This is a genomic window from Rhodococcus sp. OAS809 (genome assembly GCF_040546695.1).
Classification (GTDB): Bacteria; Actinomycetota; Actinomycetes; order Mycobacteriales; family Mycobacteriaceae; genus Rhodococcus_F; species Rhodococcus_F qingshengii.
Window position 1 is genome coordinate 3,948,775 of the sequence record NZ_JBEPOI010000002.1, and the last position, 18,985, is coordinate 3,967,759.

Here is an 18,985-nt window from a genome sequence, read left to right on the forward strand (position 1 = left end):
AGCCATGTCTGGTCCGCATCGCGTCGTCGTACTGGCTCTTAACGGAGTCATACCCTTCGAACTCGGGATCCCCGCGCGCATCTTCGGGCGTGCCCTCGACGTCGAGGATCGGCCGCTGTACGAGATCCTGACGTGCACAATCGACGGCAATCCCGTGCGGACCGACGCTGACTTCAGCATTTCGGTCGACCATGGGAGCGAGTTGCTCGCCACCGCCGACACCGTCGTCATCCCCGCGTCGTACGAGTTGGGTCCGGCCTACGAAGACGGCTACCTCTCCCCCGAGTTGGCCGCAGCTTTCCAACACATCCGGCCGGGCACTCGGCTGGTCTCGATCTGCACCGGGTCGTACATCCTCGCCGCGGCGGGTTTGCTCGACGGACTCCGCGCCACGACGCACTGGCGCAACACCGACCATTTCCAGCGTGTCTATCCCAAGGTGAACGTGGATCCGGACGTGCTGTTCGTCGACGAAGGCCACATCCTGACCTCGGCCGGGGTGGCGTCGGGAGTTGACCTCTGCCTGCATATCGTCAGGCGTGACCACGGCATGGAAGTGGCGAACACCGTCGCGAGGCGTTGCGTCGTACCGCCGTGGCGCGACGGTGGCCAAGCTCAGTACATCCGACGCCCCCTGGCCGACAAGCCTTCGGAATCGACTGCCGACGCTCGGCACTGGGCCCTCGAACATCTCGACGACCCGATCACCCTGGCGGACCTGGCGACGCGCGCCAACATGAGCGTCCGCACGTTCAGCCGTCGATTCCGCGACGAAGTCGGAACCACACCGAACCGCTGGTTGACCAGCAGACGCGTCGATCGGGCGCGGGAACTACTGGAGGAATCCGATCTGTCGATCGATGCGATTGCTGCTCGAACCGGCTTCGGGACTGCGACATCCATGCGTCAACACATGAACGAGGCCCTCGGCGTTTCACCGAGCGCCTACCGACGCACGTTCAAGGCACCGGTGTAAGCGGCAGTACCAGGCACTATCCTGGATGCCATGGCCGAACAGACTCGCCCGAACTTTCCTCAGTACTGCGGATACCTCCTGGGGAAGACGCTCCCCGACCGGTATCAGGACTGGGTACGGAACGATCTCGTCGGCCCGGGCGCCCAGGCCCGCTACATCATCCGCTTCACCGTGCCGGCGACGCTGATCCTTCTGCTGTTCCTCTTGATCCCGGGACCGATCTGGATTCCCTTGGCCATGATGGCCTTGTTGCTCATCCCGCTCGCGTACTTCGTCGTGGCGCTCGGGACCATCTACCGCCGTCACCGCCTGCTGAGCCACGGACTCGATCCCGAACTGCTCGACGAGAAGGCCCAGCGCCGTGCCGATCGCACTCGCGAGGACTACGAGAAGCGGCACGGTCGCTGAGCACCCCTCAGCGGAACATCGTCACTGCGGCCTTGGCGAGGACCTTCGGATCCTTCTCATAGTGATGCATCTTGGTGAGCTTGTCTTCCGGAATCCCCAGGAACTTGTAGACGGCTACCTGAGCACAGCGCACCGAGTACTGCTCGGTGAACACCATGTCGAACGGCAGCTCCGCGAACTGACTGATGAACGCCAGGTTCTTGGAGTGCTTCGGCACCACCAGCGGCCGGTCGCCGACGGCGCGCCGATTGAACAGCGCACTGGCGTAAGGCATATGGCTGGGAATCGAATTCACGACGCTGTCCATAATCTCTTGTCGACGCGCGGCGAGCGCACCGCTCTCGTCGAGCGCCTCGAGGTGTCCGAGCGTCTCTTCCAGCATTTCCCGCCCGGTCATCTCGATGAACGGCTTCTTCACGTAGTCGCCGTCCTTGCGCGGGAACAGACAGTAACCCCAGAAGACTCCTTCGTTCTCCTTCTGCGCGTGGTAGTGCGGCTGATGGTGGACCACGATCGAGAGAAGCACGTTCGAGTCCACGAATGTGTTGAGCGCATTTCCGGGGAGCTGCTTGGTGATTCGGGAAATCTCGTTGATGAGCTCGTGTGACGAAGTGGTGACGGTGAAGCTGGTCCACTCACTCTGCGCCCGGTCCCCGAAGAACTTGTCGGGATTCCCGAGATCGTAGAAATGCTCGGTGGCCTGCTTCCACAGCAGCGCACTCGGTGCGTATCTCATGTCTTCGACGATCGGGGTATCCAGATCGCCGATCGAAGAACTGTCGGTGATGCTGCCGTTGGTGTCGAAGACGAAATCGCCCTCCGCCACGTCGATTCGGCCCTTCTCACCGGTGCGGACGTTTTCGTAATCGAGTCCCGTCACGATGATCTCGTCTCGTAGCGGGGTGTCCTTGAACACGAACTCCGTGATCTTCAGTTCGTTGACGAACTTCACGCCCTTGCCTTCGAGGAAGGCCCGCATCGGCAAGATGATGCTCTCGTACTGGTTGTACGGGGATCTGGTGACACCGGCAAGAGTTTGAATGCGACTGAACTCGAGAATCATTCGGTTCATGTACCGGCGCAGCTCCATCGCCGAACTCACCCGCTTGAAAGCAAATGTGGTCTCCCACATGTACCAGAAGTTGGTGGTGAAGAAGTGCGGAGTGTCCTCGAACCACTGCTCGATACTGATGTCGTCGAGTTTTGCCTCGTCCGACTCCGGCATCGTCATCAGCTTCGTCAACAAGTACCGATCCTTGTTGTCGAATTGCATGTGCTTGTAGTCGTTTTCACCCTTGTTGCGAATGCCGTCGCGATCGATCAATCGTGCGACGTCGTGCGTTGGATGCGCGTGGTCGAAATCGAGAATGTCATCCGTCACCGATTTTCCCGGGTTGTCCAGCGACGGAACCACACTCAGCACGTCCCAGAGGTTCTCATAGGTCTCCTCGTTGAGCATGCGACCGCCACGATTGATGAAGCCCGCGTCGTTGCCCAGCTCGCGATGACCGTACTGGTGCTGGAAGGTAGCGGCAGATTCGCCGTCGTTCGCTCCATGCATGTCCAGCCCCATGATGGTGATGTCCTCACCGCTCCACTCACCGTCTCGAATCAAATAGACGGCAGCCGAGAGGTTTCCGATGCCGGCACCGATCATGTAGGCCTTGTGAGACAGCTTGGAAGACATTGGGTTTCGTTCCTTACTCGAGTCGCGGTACGGATACCTTCCAAGCATGGACCCCTTTGCCCGCTGGCGCATCACCCGAACCGGATGACGTCCGTCACGGTCGCTGAAGGCGCACCAGATCCAGTGCAAAACGCGCGTAGTCGCGTGCAATTTCCTCGGGCGTTTGTGGTCCGCTCGGCCGATACCATTGCGCGACAGAGACACACATCACGACGATTGCACGCGCGGCCTGTCGCGGCCGATCCGTCCCGAACACACCGGCAGCGATTCCGTCGTCGACCTGCTTCGTCATCAACCATTGCTGGTAGTTGCGTGATTCCGTGATGCGCAACCTGTTCTCGGCTGTGAGACTGCGCATTTCGCTGGCGCCGAGGAATCCTTGATCACGCCGATAGATATGGAACAAGGTCACACATTCGACGAGGAAAGCCAGCCTTTCGGAGGGACTTTCGCCCTCGTCGATAGCCGCCAACGATCTCGTGTTCAGTTCAGCCATGGTGAGGTCGAGAATTTCGGCCAACATCTGTTGCTTGCTGGAATAGTGGTGATACAGACCCGGAACACTCATCTGCGCACGTTTGGCGATCTCACGCATCGCAGCGCCGTGATATCCGGTCTTCACCATCTCCGCGAGCGCGGCCGCCAACACCGGATCGAACGAACTCGGGCCGAACCTTCGCCACTCGTTCGGGCGAAAATGTGCGTTCGGGTCGGCGTCGTCGCCTCCCCATCGTGGCTGTTCTGGCGGACGCACTATCGCAGCCGGGAGCAGAGCGTCGAAACGCACTCCGAGAATCCCGCCGATTGCCGCCAACCTGTCGACGCTGACTCTGGTCTTTCCGGTCTCGACGGCGCTGAGGGTAGCTGCGCTGACGCCGAGACGCCTGGCCAATTCGCGCAGCGAGAGCCCACGGTGACGCCGGGCTTGCCGGATCGACGCTCCGATCAGGACGGCATTCTCGAATTCGGTCACAGTGTTCAGTATTCCCGAACATTGGATTTCCAACAATGCGATGACCACGGCAATCGGTGAACCTGTTGACTACTGATTATCGGCCTGAACATGATGTGGATCACAAAGACCCAGGTCCGCCCGAGCGATCGTTCGGTGTCGGTAGCGAGAGGATCGAATCACCATGACCGAGGCGCCATATCTTGGAGAACTCCTGCGCGACGCACCCAGCAACTGGGGCAAGTGGGGAGAGTCCGACGAGGTCGGTTCACTGAACTACCTCGACGCCGGACAGGTGCTTCGTGGCGTCGGAACCATCAAGCAGGGTTCCGTGTTCACACTCCAACGTCTTATCGGCGATCCCAAGGGTGATCCGGTGTGGCCGGGACGCAGCCCTGCCGAGCGCACACAGATCTTCGACGAGAGCAGCTGGGACGGCGACGACGCCCCCAACTTCCCCGGTGGCCTGCATTACGCGGACGACAAGATCGACGCGTTCCTGCAGGGTTCGACGCAGTACGACGCGCTCGGCCACGTCTGGTACGACGGCGCGCTGTGGAACGGATACTCCGCTGACACCACTGTCGGCGGCCTGGAGAAGGCCAGCGTCGAACCGATTGCCGACCGTGGCGTCGTCGGACGCGCAGTACTTCTCGACATGGCAAAGTTCCGCGGCAAGGAAAACCTCGACAAGGCCGAAACCTTCACGCACCATGATCTTTTGGCCTGTGCCGAAGCGCAGGGGGTCACCATCGAGAAGCGTGACATCCTCGTCATCCGCACCAACTTCCTCAAGCTGTTCTTCGACCAGGGCGAAGCCTTCTACGAGGGCTTCTGCGAGCCCGGCCTGATCTACAGCCCCGAACTCGTCCAGTGGTTCCAGGACATGGAGATCCCCAACCTTGTCACTGACACCATTGCCAACGAGGTCACCACCGACCCCGAAAACGGTGTGGCACTGGTTCTCCACAACGCATTGATGCGCAACCTCGGAGTGGTGTTCACCGAGATCTGCGATCTGGAGAAGTTGGCCGCGGACTGCGCGGCCGACGGCCAGTACACGTTCCTGTACGTCGCCGCGCCACTCAAGGTCGCAAAGGCCAGCGGCTCTCCCGTGAATCCGGTTGCCATCAAATGACATACGAAGATCGCCCTTGGTTGGCGTTGTACCGCAACGACGTTCCCCCCGACATCGACGTCGAACACCCCACGATGCTCGAAATGTTGGCAGCGGCGGTCCGCTCTGATCCGGACGCCACGGCTGTGAAGTACTTCGACGGTCAACTCAGTTACGCCGAACTGGATCAGCAGAGTGACGCGCTGGCCCGAGCACTCCGAGCCGGTGGACTGGTGAAGGGTGACCGCGTCGCTCTGTTCCTCCAGAACGTTCCGCAGTTCGTGCTTGCGCTCGCCGGAATCTGGAAAGCCGGCGGCGTCGCAGTCTCGATCAATCCCATGAGCCGTGAACGAGAACTGGGATACCAACTCGAAGATTCCGGAGCAGCGGTTCTGATCGCTCTCGAGGGGCTCTACGAGTCCGTCGGCCGCAATGTCGTCTCCGACTCGCCGGTCAGGCGAGTTATCACCACCTCGGAACTCGAGTATCAAAGTCGCAACGATCCGAGGATTTTCGACGGAATCGTCAAGAAGGATCTCGGTACCGACGATCTTGCGACGCTGATCGACGAACATCGTCTCGGCGATCCGATCACCACTGACGCTGCACCGGAAGACATTGCGGTACTGACGTATACGTCGGGAACCACGGGTCCGCCGAAGGGAGCGATGACCTCTCACGCGAATATGACCTTCAACGCCCAGGTCTACCGGGACTGGCTGGGGCTCACCCCGAAAGACACGGTTCTCGGAGTTGCACCGCTCTTCCACATCACGGGGTTGATCGGTCACATCGCGGTGTCCGTCCTGGCGAGAATGCCGCTGGTGCTGGCCTATCGCTTCCACCCCGAGGTGATGCTCGACGCGATTCGTGAGCACCAACCGACATTCACAGTCGGCGCCATCACTGCGTTCACCGCACTGCTCAACACTCCGGGATGCGCGCCCGAAGACTTCACCTCCATGCGGTTGCTCTACTCCGGCGGCGCACCCATCTCGCCGACTGCCGCCGAGGCCGTCCGCGCCATGACCGGTGCTGCGCTGCACAACATCTACGGGCTGACCGAGACCACGTCGCCGACCCATGCCGTTCCCGTTGGTGCGGATACGCCGGTCGACCCCACATCCGGAGCGCTGTCTGTCGGCGTTCCCGTACCCAACACCGTGGTCCGCATCGAAGACGAGGGCGGTGCGGTCCTGCCGATCGGAGAGATCGGCGAACTGGTCGTCCGAGGTCCACAGGTGGTGCGCGGTTACTGGAACAAGCCGGAGGAGAGTGCGTCGGCCATTCGCGACGGGTGGTTCCACACCGGCGACGTGGGGTTCATGGACGAAGCCGGCTGGTTCTACGTCGTCGACCGTAAGAAGGACATGATCATCGCGTCCGGCTACAAGGTGTGGCCACGCGAGGTCGAGGACGTTCTTGCCGAGCACCCCGCAGTCCGTGAGGCGGCAGTCGTCGGGATCGCCGACGAATACCGCGGTGAGACGGTGAAGGCGTTTGTCAGCCTCGTCGCGGGGGCGTCGGTCACCCCGGAAGATCTGATCGATCACTGCAAGCAGCGGATGGCGGCGTACAAGTACCCACGCTCCGTGGTGCTGGTGGAGGAACTGCCCAAGACCGTCACGGGCAAGATCTTGCGACGGGAGCTGCGCACGACCTCCTGATCACAGGGCAGCGGGCGGACTTCACGGTCCGCCTGCTGTCTGATCGCGCACAGTTTTAGGTCGACCACGCAATCGGGGTAATGGAACAGTAATATGTGCTGAGTACCCACGGACAAACGGGAGACTTCAGTGAGCAAGTTCGGACGTAAGAAGCAGCCCACGCCCAAGAGTTACCAGTGGCTGGCCATGACCCTCATCGCGTTGTCGCTCTCCGTGTCGATCGGGATTGCCGCCAAACCCTCCTGAGCTCCGCGAATCCGAAACTTGTAACCCCGCGTCCATCTGCACATGGGCAAATAGGAGCAATTCGGACGCTCAGCTGTTCTAACTTTCCTTCCGTCGTGTCACCTCGGCACCGACGGAGAGGATCAACTCACCATGCGAAGCTCACGCTTCGGCGTGCTGGCCGCTGCCGGCGCTGTCGGACTAGTGCTTGTCACCAGCAGCGTCCAGTCCATCGCCACGGCGTCACCGTTCGGTTCGCTCGACGCCGGTTCGAGTTCCGGTTCGACAGAGATACCGACCGTCAGCGACGGCGGTTTCACGTCCAAGACGCCCTACACTCCCGGCCAGCGCATCGCCGACTATCAGGCGCCGCCGACGGGATACTCCCCGGTGTACACGGAAAGTGTTGCGCGCCATGGTTCCAGAGCACTGTCGAGCCTGAAGTACGACGACCTGAGCCTGCAGCTGTGGGAAATCGCCGAAGCCGAGAACGCTTTGACTCCCGTCGGCAAGGAATTCGGCCCGGCCCTTCGTGATCTCATGGCCGCCAACAAGAAGCTGGGGTACGGCAACCTCAGCGGACTCGGGATCACCGAACACAGACAGCTCGGCGCGCGGGTCACTGAACGCCTCCCCCAACTGTTCGACGCCATCGCAGCGCAACAGGGCACCATCACCTTGACCTCGTCGGGTGTGGACCGTGCCGTGGACAGCGCCGAGAACTTCGCGCAAGGGCTGACCGGTGCGTTTCCAGCCGTCGCCGGCGATGTTGCGCCGGTGACCACGGATGCCGACCTTCTCTACTTCCACGACTCGGATGCAAACTCCGACTACAAGGACTACGAAGAGTCCGATCCTCGACTGAAAGCCGTCGACGACCAGATCGCCGATCTTCTCCGCACCCGCGAGGTCTCGCGGCACATAATGCTCAGGCTCTACTCGGAGGACTTCGTCAACCGCCTGAGCGCGGGCGAGTTCTCACTCGTCGACCGCGGCAAGGGTTCCAGCACGATCGACAACGAAGTCGACGCCGCGTACATGCTGTACAACACGTACATCATCACTCCGGGCATGGCCGAAGAAGGCAAGTGGAATTTCGAGCGCTTCATCGAACCTGCTGACGCGCAGTGGCTCGCATACACGAACGATGCCGAGGACTTCTACGCCAAGGGCCCGGGCTTCACCGGTGAGGACGTCACCTACCGGATGGCAACCGTCCTGAGCGACGAGTTCCTGCGCGGCCTGCAGAAACACACCGGCGACGACGCCGTCCCGGGAGCGGATTTCCGGTTTGCACACGCAGAAACGATCATCCCCTTCGCGGCACTCTTGAAACTGCCGGGAAGCACCGTCTCGCAGGCGGAGGGCGACCTCTACACCTATGCGAACAACCCCTGGCGCGGATCGCAGGTCAGCCCGATGGCTGCCAACGTGCAGTGGGACGTGTACGCCGGACCGGAGGGTAAGCGTCTGGTCCGAATGCTCTACAACGAGCGCGAGACAGCCTTTGCTGCCCCGTGCGCTCCGGTGAGCGCCGGAAGTTTCTTCTACACGCCGGACGAACTGGCCCGCTGCCTGCCGGAGATTTCACCGGCACCCTGAGATCCGGCAACTCGGGATCCAGCCAGCGGTCGACGAGGGCGCGCCCATACCTGGTGCAATGCCAGCATGCGCGCCTTCTCGTCGTCTTCCATCAACAAGGCGTCGCAGATCCTCACGATGACCGGAGCCGAAACACCAACGGACGTACCCTGTTCCAGCCGCTGATAGTGATTGAAACTGATGTCGGCAATCTGCGCGACATCGCGCCGACTGAGGCCGTGCATTCGGCGAGCACCCTCGCAGCGCATGCCGACCTTTTCGGGCGCAAGACTGTTTCGTTTTTCGACGAGCATCTGGCTCATCAACTGACGCGCGCTCGACCCGTTCACGTCGCCACCTTTTCCATCCCTGAAATATGCTTTCACCTAACATGTTTCAGAATATGGGATGGGACGGACCCGGCGGTATCTCCGAGATGACAGATAATCACGCGATACCGCCAACCCTGTGCCCGTCCAGGCCGCGACGATGAGGCTCAGGATCAGGCTATGAACCTGCCGATCGTCGGATTCGACTGGCAGATGGGACTACTGCCCCAGTTGATCGAACCGAACGCCGTCGCAACGACATTGCCGACGCCGGTGTTCACCGTCGCGGACAGGTACGGATAAGTACCGACCAGGTCGACGATTCCGGACTTGCCCGTGTCGGTGTTGACCCACGCAACAGTCACCTGACCCGCCGCCGGGATGGGTGCAGCGGCCGGGAACGAATCGAAGCGAATGTCACCCTTGGCGATGGGCGGATTGGATTCTGGCCCGGACTGGCCGGTGAGCCCGGTCAACGAGGCCAGCGACCCCTGATTCGGACACCCGATAGTGACGGCGGCGCCGCCGAAAGGGTGGGGCGGATCAGCCGAGGCGACTCCGGCGAACATGACGCTCGCGGCAATCGGTAGTCCGATGGCCGCAAAAACCCCGGCCGTGCGTGTGACGCTCATAGCTGCTCCTCGGGTCGACAACACTTTCCGGATACCCCTGGTACAACGCCCGAAACGAAGGAAAGACGACTATTCACACCCCCTAGACAACGCGTGTTGTCAGAACTACAGTCGGTGGTGCAGCTCACACCTACCTCTGCCGCGCGCAGACCAGTCCCAGGGAGTGTTCAGATGAAGCGCTACGACCTCCGCAGTCGCACGGATCAACTCGATCCCGAAACCGATTACGAAGAGATGTCGCGCATTCTCGCGGCGCAAGAGTTTCCCTGGGACATCAATCAGGCGCTCAGCTTCGCACTGTTTCGTACGTACGCTGTCCCCTCGATCGGCAAGCTCCTCTTCTCCACAGGCGAGTTCACCGACAAGGTTCAGAAGCGCTACGACGACACCAGCCTGATCCTCGACGCCATCCTCGAGCACGGCCTCAGCAGCACCGAAGGCCGCAAGAGCGTGCGTCGAATGAATCAGATGCACGGCTCGTACGACATCTCCAACGACGACATGCTCTATGTCCTGGCCACCTTCGTCGTCACGCCGGTCAGATGGCTCGACGAGTACGGCTGGCGGAAGATGACCGACAACGAGATCGTCGGGTCGACGAATTATTACCGCCACCTGGGTCGGTACATGAACATCAAAGACACTCCTGACACTTACGAGGGCTTCGTCAAACTTCTCGACGACTATGAGCGCGAACACTTTTCATTCGATCCCGGCGCCCGAGCCGTCGCTGATTCCACCCTCGACCTGATGTGCACCTTCCCGCCCAACAACCTGGCACCGAAGGCTCTGGTCAAGGGATTCGCCTTCGCTCTCATGGACGATCACCTACTCGACGCCTTCCACTACAGGCACCCGAGCACTGCGATGCGCGTCGTCTCACGCGGTGCGCTGAAGGTCCGCGCGCGCCTGCTGCGGTTCTTCCCCGTGCGTACGAAGCGGAAATTCGCCCGCGAACTGCCCAACATCCGCAGCTACCCGAGCGGTTACAAGGTCGAAGACCTCGGCACCTTCCCCACGGGATGCCCGGTCAAGCACCTGCAGGCAGACCAGCAGGCCCAAGCGTAAGCAGGTTCCCATCGTGGAGTGGTGGAACTCCTGGCACCCGGGCTGATTCGCGTTTCTCATGCCTAGATGAGGGAGGAGTCGCGACCAGTACGACGAAGGGTGATCAATTCATGGTTCGTCTCGGCGTCGTGTCGACGCCCCTCTTCTTCGAACTCCATCAGCGCATAGAACCTGCGGGCGCGATCGTTGAGGGTGTAGACCTCGAGTGTCACCTCGCCGTGCATGGTTGTGGCGTGTTCGACCAACGCCCGCCCGACGCCCAACCCTTGTGACGCCGGCGCGACGAACAGTCCCCCGATTTCGGAGCCGATCATTCCCAACAGTCCAACGACAGCGGAGTTGTGCTCAGCGACCCAATTGTCGGCCTGAATCAGATAGACCTCTCGCATCTTCTGCTCGCGTTCGCCCGTCCCCTCACCCGCAAGGAACGGGTGGGCTTCACGGGCAGCGCGCGACCACAAGTCGACGACCACATCCTCATCCGAGGATACGTAGCGGCGAATGATCAGATCCTGGTTCACAATCCGACCATACCCTCAGGCGTCAGCGCACTGACCGGGCCGAAAGTGTTCAATTTTCGGATCCACGCAGGACGACCCCGACGTAAATCAGTGGAACAATTCCATTCGTTGCCGCTCCGCAGTTACCGCGTTGTGCAAGGGTTGTCCGATGACTGACGGTGATCCGACAACTGAGCGTGGAGGTCCGGCATCCTGGTGGAAGGTGACAGCGATTGTCACCGCAGTGCTTGTCACTCTCACATGCGGCGTCATCGTGTGGTCCTTCATGCCGCCGGTTGTGTACTTTCCGTTCTTTGCGCTCGCAGCCTCAGTACTGCTCGGTTTGGGCGGAGTGTGGTTGATACTCAGCCTGATTGGCTGGATGAAGTACAAAACTCTGCGTTTGAGCACGATCGCGCCGGTGATCGTGCTCGTCACCGGTGCGCTCGTGACCTTGTCCGTCCCTTCGCATGTTGCGTTTGCATTGTCGAAAGATTCGCTCGAAGCAGTGGCCGCGGATTGCCAGAAGTCGTTGGAAAACCGAACAATTGGCGTCTACCGGGTCCTGCAGGTCTGGCCCGTCGGCAACGGGTGCCGCTTCCACATCGAGGGCGGTCTGATCGATTCGATCGGATTGGCGTACTTACCCGACGGCGCACCATATCTCGGCAAGCCCCGCCGCGACGGCGAGATCGGATACCAGGAGTTCGACGGCGACTGGTACTCGTTCGTTCAAGCGTTTTAGCGGCGCGCAACTAGTCGACGAGCTTGGCCTTCAGAAGCGCGATCGTGTCCGGAGTGAGTCCGAGACCTTCGGTGAGATAACCGTCGACGGTTCCGTAATCGCTGGCTATCTGCGCGAGTCCAGCTTCCAGGTACGAAGCGTCGACACCTAGGGCCGGTTCGAGATTGGTCGCTACCTGCGGGCTCAGGGCCTGAGAGATCTGCGCAAGGATCTTCTCGTTGGTCGCCTGAAGGTAGGTGTTGCTCAACAGATAGTCGTTCATGATCGTCTGGGCGGGGACACCGGCGATGGTCTGCAGCAACATCGCGGTCCAACCCGTGCGGTCCTTGCCTGAGGTGCAATGGAACAACTGCACCCCGTCACTCGCAGCGATGTCCGAGAGGACCTGCTTGAAGCCGGCACGGCGAACGGGATCGGTGACAAAACTGCGGTTGGTGTCGACCAAGAACTGCTTGGCCTCCTCCGGCGACTTGATCGTCGTCGCGAGCTGGGTGAGATCCTTGAACTCGATGGGGATGTTCGTGTACGTCACACCGTCCGGGAGTTTGTCCGCGCCACCGATGAACGGGTTGGAGATCTCGGTTGCGCCGCGCAGGTCATAGGCGTCGGCAAGTCCGAGGCCGGTGAGTGTCGTCTTGTCTGCGTCGGTGGTCGCGGTCAGCGCATTGGACCGGTAGATGACGCCGCGCTTGAGGTGTGAGCCGTCGACGGTGGCGTATCCCCTACCGTCGTTGCCGGCAACGTCGCGAAAGTTGGCCACGGAGGCCAAATTCGGTGTCGGCGCGAGGACAGGATCGAGCGAGCCGAGATCGACCGCTCCAAGCGAGCCTGTGTTGAGAGAGCCCAGGTCGAGCGGGATTGCCGTGGCGGGAGCAGCAAACATCAGACCACCTGTAACAACCAGTGCGGCGGCCTTCGCAGTGCGAGCGAACAACATTCGTGTGCGTGTGGACATGTGGCAGTGCCTTTCTCTGTAGTTTGGGATTTGTGGTGTGGTGATCTGGAGTTACGGAGCGACGTCACCGATGCCGGTAAATCCGTATCGCTGGTGAGGTCCGATGACTGCTACCTCGAACAGGCCTGTCCCGGTGCGGGTTACGCCGTCCTCGACGAGGGTGAACCGAGCCAAGTTGTCGACCGGGCACAGCATCTTCTTCCACGGTTCGATGTCCGAAACCTTCTCTCGCAGGCCCTGAACCACCAGTTCGCCCTGCCACATCCCGTGGCGCCAATCCTGCTCGAGTCCGTAGCCCGTGCCGACACCGATGTAGTTGGGCAGTATCGGTTCGCAGGTGATCTCCAGGATGTGGTCGGATTCGCCTGGTGCACCGGGGCGCCGGAAGTACAGAGTTCCGCTCTTCACCTCGCGAGTACCGGAAATGAACGTGAGCTGGTGGTCCGGTCGACCCAACCACTCCGGCTCGCGCGAGCGGTCCGCCCAGACGCGAGTCGCATCTTCGAGGATTCGGCGTCCCTGCTGATCTTCTTGAACGATCGTGACGATGGTGAAGTCGCCGAATTGCATGATCGAGTAAATCCAGAAGAAGTTCTGACTGCCGGCTATCGCCGGATCTGCCTTGCGTCCAGGCGGTTCCGCTTCGCCGACCGGTCGCACACCCCAGGACCGATCGCGATTACCCCGCCACGTCTCCGGGGTGACCGGGATGACGTCGCCGTCGACGGTCAGGGATCCGGACCATGTTCCGGTCTGCACGAATCGTTGCGTGTCGAAGGTGACTCGTTCGAGCTGGCGATGGAAATGTCTGGCCTCGAGATTGGCGGGGCCGTCGGACTCGAAGGTGAGGTCGAAGCTCAGGTCCGGCGCTTCGGGACTCGGGTCCAACACCACACGTAGGCGGTGCAGACCCTCGATGATTTCGATTCGCAGCGGGCCTACTGACAGGTCCATACGATCGTCACCCAAGGCTCGGGATGCCCGGAAGACAATATGGTCTTCGCCGCGCCGAAGAACCGCAAAGCCGTCGCATACACCAAGATTGGGGTACTGACCGAGACCGATGATGAGAAACAGCGGCTCGGTGTCGCCGTCGACGCCGGCATGGCAGTTGAAGTAGTAGCGGTCGTAGAAGTTTCGATCCGAGGTGCCCACGTGGCGGATGGTCTCGGCGATCTGATGTACCGGGTAGTCGTCGAGCGGGGACAGTGTCATCGTGCATCTCCTGTTGTGAGCGGGGATGTTGCGAGCGACTCCCAATAGGTGCCGTCGAGCATGGCTTCGAGTGTTTTGTGGTGCAGGATCATCTCGTCCGGGTTGTCGGGGAATTCGGCCTGACCGAAAGCCACTGCGCGGCTTTGGACTCGGAACATGATCACCGCGTGCCGCAGCGCGGCGTAAAGGATGTAGAAATCTAGATCCGCAACCTGGTGGCCGGAAAGCGAGCCGTAGGCATCTGCCACGTCCTCGCGACGAAGGAAGTCCGGCATTCCGGGGAGTCCGGCCATGGCAGCGAGATCCTCGAAGAACCTGTGCTGGAAGATCATCCAGCCGAGGTCCAGCTCACGCGGCCCCAGTGTGGCCATCTCCCAATCGAGGACCGCCGCCGGCTCGAAGTCGCGGTAGATGACATTTCCGATCCGCGAGTCACCCCAGCAGAGCACTGCGGAACCGGCATCGACGGGAAGGTTCGCTTCGATCCAGTCGAAACCGCGCTCGATCAACGGAGATCCTGGTCCGTCGGCTGTTGCCCACTCGTAATAGCGCCGCTGGTCCTCGAGGTGCGCGCGAAGTGCTTCTGCCCCAGTCGGTTCGGCACCATCGCGGCACAACTCGGGGAGTGCGAGGTGCGGATCGGCCATAGCGTGTAGCTCGGCGAGCACCCGGACCGATGACTGCTGGAGTCGAGAGCAGTCGTCGGCCGAAGCTTCCGAGAGCCACGAGCCGAACGTGTACGGCATGACGTCTGGCGGGATTTCGCCCTCGCGCCGTTCCATCACGAAGAACTCACCGCCGAGCGCGTCCGGGTTGCTCTCGGACCAGTACACCCGCGGGACCGGCACCGATGTGTGAGCGGCGACGGCGCTCATGACCCGAAACTGCTGGTCCAGGTTGTACGACGGAAAGATCGGTACCGCACTGTCCCGCGGGGCGATACGGGCGACCAGGCGATGCTCGGCTCGAATCCCGTCCTCGATCCACGTCGCGTCGAAAAGCACAGTTTCGTTGGACATGCCGTTCGCGGCCGGTACCTCGACCGAGGTCACGGAAGGTTTCGAGCCTCGCCACAGCACGGTCGCGAGCCAGCCTTCGAGGCTGCGCCGCATCTCTGCCGGGTCGTTGCGGGATTCGCCGGGCCTGGCAAATTCGGCGTAGTCGGGATCGCCGGAAGTTTCTGTTTCGGTTCGAAGGTTCATCACCACTCCTCGTGGTTCGGTGGCGCCGATGCGCACGTGCCGATTGTCGATACAATATGTATCGACTAAAGCCGTGACAGAATGTAACGGCCATCACAGCGATACCGCAAGGGATTTGCCCAAAATGTCCAAAGATTCCGAAACTCAGCACCGCCTGGGCCCGCAGCGAAACCCTGCAATCGACGACGCAGTACTGGACGCGACCAGGCAACTGTTGGAAGAAAAGGGGTACGCGGGCACGTCCATCGACGCCATAGCCACGCGTGCGGGAGTAGGACGTCCAGCCATCTACCGTCGGTGGCCGTCGAAGGCACACATCGTCAACGACGCGATCTATCCCGTACTCGACGTCGAACAGGGCGCGGACATCGACACCGAACTCGGCACCGAGGGCACGATCACGGATCAGATCCGCGCGCTGGTGCACGGCGCGGTTGCTCTGTTCGCAGCTCCCGCCACACGAGCCGCTGCTCCCGGATTGATGAGCGAAGTGCGAACAAACGCGGAATTACGCGACGTTCTCGTGGTGCGGCAACTGGCCGGAGTCCGCGTCGAGCTGAACCGTCGACTCGAGGCGGCGAGAGAGCGCGGCGACATCCGAAGCGGCGTCGACGCCGACGCTCTTCTCGACATCATGGCTGGCGCGGCCATCTTTGCGATGTCGGTTCGCGACGTCTCGGACCCGGGACCGTTTGCCGATTCTCTTGCCGACATAGTGCTGAACGGCATACTCCCCGAGGCTCACTGAACCGCTGGTTTGCGCTGCCATACGCGGCACGATGGGCATAGGCATGCTCTGAACCAACCGGCAGCTCGCTCAGTGTTCATCCATCGAGTGGGACAGTCTGTCGCTGCCTCACTTCTGCGATGTATTCACGGATGGCGTCGCGGTTTTTCACAAGAAAGCTGATCTTCTCGTCAAGTCCCGACGCCTCCGCCTCGAGCATCGACAGCATCTCCGGTGTCACATCGCTCATGTGAATGACGCGTTCTTGGTCCAGGCAAGGAAGGATCTGCCGGATCACCCGCGTCGGGAAACCCATGTCCAACAACCCACGTATCTGAAATACCCTGTCAACCATTCGTTCGTCGTAGTCGCGGTAACTGTTTTCGGATCGTCTCGGAGCAATCAAGCTCTGTTCCTCGTAGTACCGCAAGAGGCGGCGGGACACCCGTGTCGCTTCTGACAGCTCGCCGATCTTCATTTGGCCGCCGATGTTTCGAGCGACGCTGCCTGGAGTCGCTCTCTCAACGTGCTCACCCGGGTGCTCGCCCCGAAGACAGCGGCAAGCTGTTCGAGGACAAGTGGGATGTCCCGGCCGTTGACCGCCGGCCGCAGTCGCACACCGTGTGCGCCAGCGGATACGAGTTCGTCGATCCGGTGGATCAGCTCATCTACCGAACCGACAAAGATGTCGGTGTCAGACGAGTACGGTGCGCCTGACAGCTCGTCGAGGGCACGCTTCTGCTGTACAGCCTCGAAGTGGGTCTTGCCGAGGAAAACCACGAGATCCACCAGGATCGCGAGCGGCTCATCGATCAAATTTCTTCGCACTGCATCACATTCAGCGTTGACGGCGTCGAGTACATCGCCGATGGTGACGCCATTAGCACTCGGAGTGGGTGTCACCAGGATGGCATCAGCCGACGCAACCGCCAACCGATAAGGAACTTGGGCGTGATGTGCGAGCGCGAGAACGACAGGCTTCAAGCCTTCGACGACAGGGATGGCGAGTGGTCCGGCGACCTCGAAAGTCTTTGTCACAATCCACTTTTCAGAGATCTTGTCGATATCGACAAATCGGCCATCGGCGCCTTCTTGGAGTGCGCCTTCCGACCAGGTCGACCACAATCCTCGGAGTATTTCGATCGACTCGGTTGCGCTCGAGAAGACCGGTTCGAGTCTGGTTCCAATCCGTTCAGGGAAGTAGATGTCGGACTCTCTCAGCTCCGGCACCGGTTGCGGGCGAACGAAATGACGTCTGTCGATGCTTCGCGAAGTGACCTGGGCACGGAGGCCGACTCGGCCCCCGCTCAAGAGATTGAGCGATGCGATTTCGGTGGCGATACTGTATGGCTCACTGTGAGTCAGATTTCTCGTGGCAATCACGCCGAGTCTCTGCGTCTCGAAAACAGCCAGTGCCGTCAGCGCTACCGGAGACAACCGACCACGAACCTGGTCTTCCTTGTCATCGATTCTCCTGAAGTCCGACGACTGCAACCCAATCGATTCTTCGAAAGTGACAAAATCGACAACAGATGAGTCAATGTCGCGCAACAACTCCGACCAGTAACGAGCACTGAAGAGTTCGGCGGGGGCAATACCCTGCAATCGCCAGGCCGCTGGATGCCAGCCGGCTGGTTCCAGCGCGATACCGATGATCGGTGACCGATGGATCGACGGCGTTGTGTTCATGCGTGTGCCTGACCTTCCTGATGGATTTGGGCCGGAGATCGAAACCCGTCTCCGCGGGCGGTCCACATGATCACCACGGATAGCAGCGCGAGTGCTACCGTCCACCACGGGAGAGATCGAGCACCGTTGAGAGACAAGAGAACTCCACCCATCACTGCACCTGCTGCCATGGCAGCGTTCCACAGCGTCGTGAGAACCGCCTGAGCCTCGTCTGCGTGTGAGCCCGCAGCAACCGCTGCTGAGGTTTGCAACAGAGTCGGAATTCCGCCCCACCCCAATCCCCATACGGCAGCTGCTATGTAGACGAGCAGCGCATCCTCAGTGGTGACTGCCAGTGCGGTTGCGGCGACTGAAATCAGGACGGCGCCGACAAGAGCAAAAGTCCGTAGTCGCGCGTAGATTTGTTTGCCCACAACAACAATGCTGATTAGACATGCCACTCCGAAGGTCAACAGAACGAGGTCGTTGTCGTCTCCCATTCCTATCGATTCGAGAAACGGAGCGATGTACGCATACAGGATGGTGTGACCCAACACGACGATGAACGTCACGATCAGAACTGCGTCGACACCGGGAATGCGTGCCGCCTCGAGCATGCTTCGCCGTCTACGGCCGCGGGGCCGACCTGGACGATCGGGAACCGACACCGCGATTGCAACGAGAAGCGCAACAGCCAGTATCGACATGAGGTAGAACGGTGCCCGCCACCCGGTAGCGTTGCCCAAGTATGTCCCGAACGGAACGCCGAGCGCGAGAGCGAGCGGAATTCCGGCCATCGCGAACGCGATGGCGCGACCCTCGAGATGTTTCGGGGCAAGACTTCTGGCGTATCCGGCGAGCAATGCCCAGGCGATACCTGCAGCAACTCCCGCAATGAACCGGGCGGTCATCGTCAGAAGGTAGTCGGAAGAAAATGCAGTGACCGTGTTGGCGAATGCAAACCCGAGAATCGAGTTCAGCAGTAACACCTTTCGCGACCACGACGCTGTCACTGCGACGAGGGGAATTGTCGTCAGGGCCGTCCCCAGCGCGTAGATCATGATCGTCTGCCCGGCGGCTGATTCACTGACATCGAGGCCTTCACTCATTGCCGGCAACACTCCCACTGGGAGGGTCTCCGTCAGGCTGGTGATAAAGACGGACGCGAACAACGCCAGGAGGGGAACGAGTGGGAGTGCGTCCCCGCGATCCTGTTCCGCAAGAAACTGTTTCGCTCCTGATGTGTGGTGTTTTGAATCGATGTCGTCTGCCATGAAACGATTGTCAACCTTCACATCAATGTGAAGGTCAAGCCCTCTGCGAAGATCGGA

General features: G+C 60.8%; 19 protein-coding genes. 8 read left to right on the top strand and 11 right to left on the bottom strand.

Going from position 1 to position 18,985, the window contains the following annotated elements:
• Positions 1 to 4: 4 nt before the first annotated feature.
• Positions 5 to 976 (top strand): GlxA family transcriptional regulator, encoded by a 972-nt coding sequence (locus ABIE52_RS21485; RefSeq protein ID WP_158170493.1) that lies wholly within the window; start codon positions 5 to 7, stop codon positions 974 to 976.
• A gap of 30 nt (positions 977 to 1,006) precedes the next feature.
• On the top strand, positions 1,007 to 1,384 hold the full coding sequence (locus ABIE52_RS21490) for a DUF5313 family protein (RefSeq protein WP_003943558.1): 378 nt from the start codon (positions 1,007 to 1,009) through the stop codon (positions 1,382 to 1,384).
• Between the two features lie 7 nt (positions 1,385 to 1,391).
• On the opposite strand, the gene ABIE52_RS21495 is transcribed toward ABIE52_RS21490, so the two are convergent.
• On the bottom strand, positions 1,392 to 3,143 hold the full coding sequence (locus ABIE52_RS21495; protein ID WP_308112959.1) for an oleate hydratase: 1,752 nt from the start codon (positions 3,141 to 3,143) through the stop codon (positions 1,392 to 1,394).
• A gap of 22 nt (positions 3,144 to 3,165) precedes the next feature.
• Positions 3,166 to 4,044 carry a TetR-type transcription factor C-terminal domain-containing protein gene (locus ABIE52_RS21500; RefSeq protein ID WP_371735033.1) on the bottom strand — a complete coding sequence of 293 codons (879 nt, stop codon included), beginning with the start codon at positions 4,042 to 4,044 and terminating at the stop codon, positions 3,166 to 3,168.
• 163 nt (positions 4,045 to 4,207) lie between these two features.
• Here ABIE52_RS21500 and ABIE52_RS21505 point away from each other — a divergent pair, with 163 nt between their 5' ends.
• The 3 genes from ABIE52_RS21505 to ABIE52_RS21515 all read left to right on the top strand — a co-directional run bounded on the left by ABIE52_RS21505 (position 4,208) and on the right by ABIE52_RS21515 (position 8,634).
• Entirely contained in the window at positions 4,208 to 5,161 is a 954-nt protein-coding gene (locus tag ABIE52_RS21505) for a cyclase family protein (RefSeq protein ID WP_007735859.1), read from the top strand.
• Positions 5,158 to 6,807, top strand: a complete 1,650-nt coding sequence (locus ABIE52_RS21510) for a class I adenylate-forming enzyme family protein (RefSeq protein WP_192712823.1) — start codon at positions 5,158 to 5,160, stop codon at positions 6,805 to 6,807. Before ABIE52_RS21505 ends, ABIE52_RS21510 begins: the two co-directional genes overlap by 4 nt.
• A gap of 378 nt (positions 6,808 to 7,185) precedes the next feature.
• Positions 7,186 to 8,634, top strand: a complete 1,449-nt coding sequence (locus ABIE52_RS21515; RefSeq protein ID WP_192712822.1) for a histidine-type phosphatase — start codon at positions 7,186 to 7,188, stop codon at positions 8,632 to 8,634.
• Here ABIE52_RS21515 and ABIE52_RS21520 read toward each other — a convergent pair.
• Positions 8,580 to 8,963 (bottom strand): helix-turn-helix domain-containing protein, encoded by a 384-nt coding sequence (locus tag ABIE52_RS21520; RefSeq protein WP_192712821.1) that lies wholly within the window; start codon positions 8,961 to 8,963, stop codon positions 8,580 to 8,582. The genes ABIE52_RS21515 and ABIE52_RS21520 overlap by 55 nt on opposite strands.
• A 152-nt stretch (positions 8,964 to 9,115) precedes the next feature.
• A complete protein-coding gene (locus tag ABIE52_RS21525; RefSeq protein ID WP_003943607.1) occupies positions 9,116 to 9,574 on the bottom strand; it encodes a hypothetical protein in 459 nt (152 codons plus the stop codon).
• 171 nt (positions 9,575 to 9,745) lie between these two features.
• On the opposite strand from ABIE52_RS21525, the gene ABIE52_RS21530 reads away from it, so the two are divergent.
• Positions 9,746 to 10,642, top strand: a complete 897-nt coding sequence (locus ABIE52_RS21530) for an oxygenase MpaB family protein (protein ID WP_054780980.1) — start codon at positions 9,746 to 9,748, stop codon at positions 10,640 to 10,642.
• A 62-nt stretch (positions 10,643 to 10,704) separates the two neighbouring features.
• Here ABIE52_RS21530 and ABIE52_RS21535 read toward each other — a convergent pair whose 3' ends face one another.
• Positions 10,705 to 11,163: a GNAT family N-acetyltransferase gene (locus tag ABIE52_RS21535; RefSeq protein WP_042920782.1), complete on the bottom strand. Its 459-nt coding sequence runs from the start codon at positions 11,161 to 11,163 to the stop codon at positions 10,705 to 10,707.
• Positions 11,164 to 11,311: 148 nt separating this feature from the next.
• Here ABIE52_RS21535 and ABIE52_RS21540 point away from each other — a divergent pair, with 148 nt between their 5' ends.
• Complete coding sequence (locus ABIE52_RS21540; protein WP_064113858.1) at positions 11,312 to 11,887, top strand: hypothetical protein; 576 nt, start codon at positions 11,312 to 11,314, stop codon at positions 11,885 to 11,887.
• Positions 11,888 to 11,897: 10 nt separating this feature from the next.
• Here the strand turns inward: ABIE52_RS21540 and ABIE52_RS21545 are convergent, their stop codons facing one another.
• The 3 genes from ABIE52_RS21545 to ABIE52_RS21555 are packed head-to-tail and all read right to left on the bottom strand — an operon-like array spanning position 11,898 to position 15,259.
• Positions 11,898 to 12,842 (bottom strand): tyrosine-protein phosphatase, encoded by a 945-nt coding sequence (locus tag ABIE52_RS21545; protein WP_192712820.1) that lies wholly within the window; start codon positions 12,840 to 12,842, stop codon positions 11,898 to 11,900.
• A gap of 51 nt (positions 12,843 to 12,893) precedes the next feature.
• Positions 12,894 to 14,057, bottom strand: coding sequence for an Rv3169 family protein (locus ABIE52_RS21550; protein ID WP_064688032.1), 1,164 nt, complete (start codon positions 14,055 to 14,057; stop codon positions 12,894 to 12,896).
• Positions 14,054 to 15,259 (bottom strand): phosphotransferase family protein, encoded by a 1,206-nt coding sequence (locus ABIE52_RS21555; RefSeq protein ID WP_192712819.1) that lies wholly within the window; start codon positions 15,257 to 15,259, stop codon positions 14,054 to 14,056. Before ABIE52_RS21555 ends, ABIE52_RS21550 begins: the two co-directional genes overlap by 4 nt.
• Positions 15,260 to 15,383: 124 nt before the next feature.
• Between ABIE52_RS21555 and ABIE52_RS21560 the strand changes: the two genes are divergently transcribed.
• Positions 15,384 to 16,007 carry a TetR/AcrR family transcriptional regulator gene (locus tag ABIE52_RS21560; protein ID WP_007735827.1) on the top strand — a complete coding sequence of 208 codons (624 nt, stop codon included), beginning with the start codon at positions 15,384 to 15,386 and terminating at the stop codon, positions 16,005 to 16,007.
• Positions 16,008 to 16,083: 76 nt separating this feature from the next.
• On the opposite strand, the gene ABIE52_RS21565 is transcribed toward ABIE52_RS21560, so the two are convergent.
• Genes ABIE52_RS21565 through ABIE52_RS21575 form a run of 3 tightly spaced genes read right to left on the bottom strand, consistent with a single transcriptional unit; the run spans position 16,084 to position 18,928 of the window.
• Positions 16,084 to 16,464 carry a MerR family transcriptional regulator gene (locus ABIE52_RS21565; RefSeq protein WP_007735825.1) on the bottom strand — a complete coding sequence of 127 codons (381 nt, stop codon included), beginning with the start codon at positions 16,462 to 16,464 and terminating at the stop codon, positions 16,084 to 16,086.
• Positions 16,461 to 17,675 (bottom strand): LLM class flavin-dependent oxidoreductase, encoded by a 1,215-nt coding sequence (locus tag ABIE52_RS21570; protein WP_192712818.1) that lies wholly within the window; start codon positions 17,673 to 17,675, stop codon positions 16,461 to 16,463. Before ABIE52_RS21570 ends, ABIE52_RS21565 begins: the two co-directional genes overlap by 4 nt.
• Complete coding sequence (locus tag ABIE52_RS21575) at positions 17,672 to 18,928, bottom strand: MFS transporter (protein WP_354541529.1); 1,257 nt, start codon at positions 18,926 to 18,928, stop codon at positions 17,672 to 17,674. The genes ABIE52_RS21570 and ABIE52_RS21575 overlap by 4 nt, the downstream gene beginning before the upstream one ends.
• Positions 18,929 to 18,985 lie beyond the last annotated feature (57 nt).

Excerpts from the sequence above, each read along its gene's own strand:
- ABIE52_RS21485 (WP_158170493.1), top strand. The coding sequence starts at position 5 with ATGTCTGGTCCGCATCGCGTCGTCGTACTGGCTCTTAACGGAGTCATA.
- ABIE52_RS21490 (WP_003943558.1), top strand. The coding sequence starts at position 1,007 with ATGGCCGAACAGACTCGCCCGAACTTTCCTCAGTACTGCGGATACCTC.
- ABIE52_RS21495 (WP_308112959.1), bottom strand. The coding sequence starts at position 3,143 with ATGCGCCAGCGGGCAAAGGGGTCCATGCTTGGAAGGTATCCGTACCGC.
- ABIE52_RS21505 (WP_007735859.1), top strand. The coding sequence starts at position 4,208 with ATGACCGAGGCGCCATATCTTGGAGAACTCCTGCGCGACGCACCCAGC.
- ABIE52_RS21510 (WP_192712823.1), top strand. The coding sequence starts at position 5,158 with ATGACATACGAAGATCGCCCTTGGTTGGCGTTGTACCGCAACGACGTT.
- ABIE52_RS21515 (WP_192712822.1), top strand. The coding sequence starts at position 7,186 with ATGCGAAGCTCACGCTTCGGCGTGCTGGCCGCTGCCGGCGCTGTCGGA.
- ABIE52_RS21525 (WP_003943607.1), bottom strand. The coding sequence starts at position 9,574 with ATGAGCGTCACACGCACGGCCGGGGTTTTTGCGGCCATCGGACTACCG.
- ABIE52_RS21530 (WP_054780980.1), top strand. The coding sequence starts at position 9,746 with ATGAAGCGCTACGACCTCCGCAGTCGCACGGATCAACTCGATCCCGAA.
- ABIE52_RS21540 (WP_064113858.1), top strand. The coding sequence starts at position 11,312 with ATGACTGACGGTGATCCGACAACTGAGCGTGGAGGTCCGGCATCCTGG.
- ABIE52_RS21545 (WP_192712820.1), bottom strand. The coding sequence starts at position 12,842 with ATGTCCACACGCACACGAATGTTGTTCGCTCGCACTGCGAAGGCCGCC.
- ABIE52_RS21550 (WP_064688032.1), bottom strand. The coding sequence starts at position 14,057 with ATGACACTGTCCCCGCTCGACGACTACCCGGTACATCAGATCGCCGAG.
- ABIE52_RS21555 (WP_192712819.1), bottom strand. The coding sequence starts at position 15,259 with ATGAACCTTCGAACCGAAACAGAAACTTCCGGCGATCCCGACTACGCC.
- ABIE52_RS21560 (WP_007735827.1), top strand. The coding sequence starts at position 15,384 with ATGTCCAAAGATTCCGAAACTCAGCACCGCCTGGGCCCGCAGCGAAAC.
- ABIE52_RS21565 (WP_007735825.1), bottom strand. The coding sequence starts at position 16,464 with ATGAAGATCGGCGAGCTGTCAGAAGCGACACGGGTGTCCCGCCGCCTC.
- ABIE52_RS21570 (WP_192712818.1), bottom strand. The coding sequence starts at position 17,675 with ATGAACACAACGCCGTCGATCCATCGGTCACCGATCATCGGTATCGCG.
- ABIE52_RS21575 (WP_354541529.1), bottom strand. The coding sequence starts at position 18,928 with ATGGCAGACGACATCGATTCAAAACACCACACATCAGGAGCGAAACAG.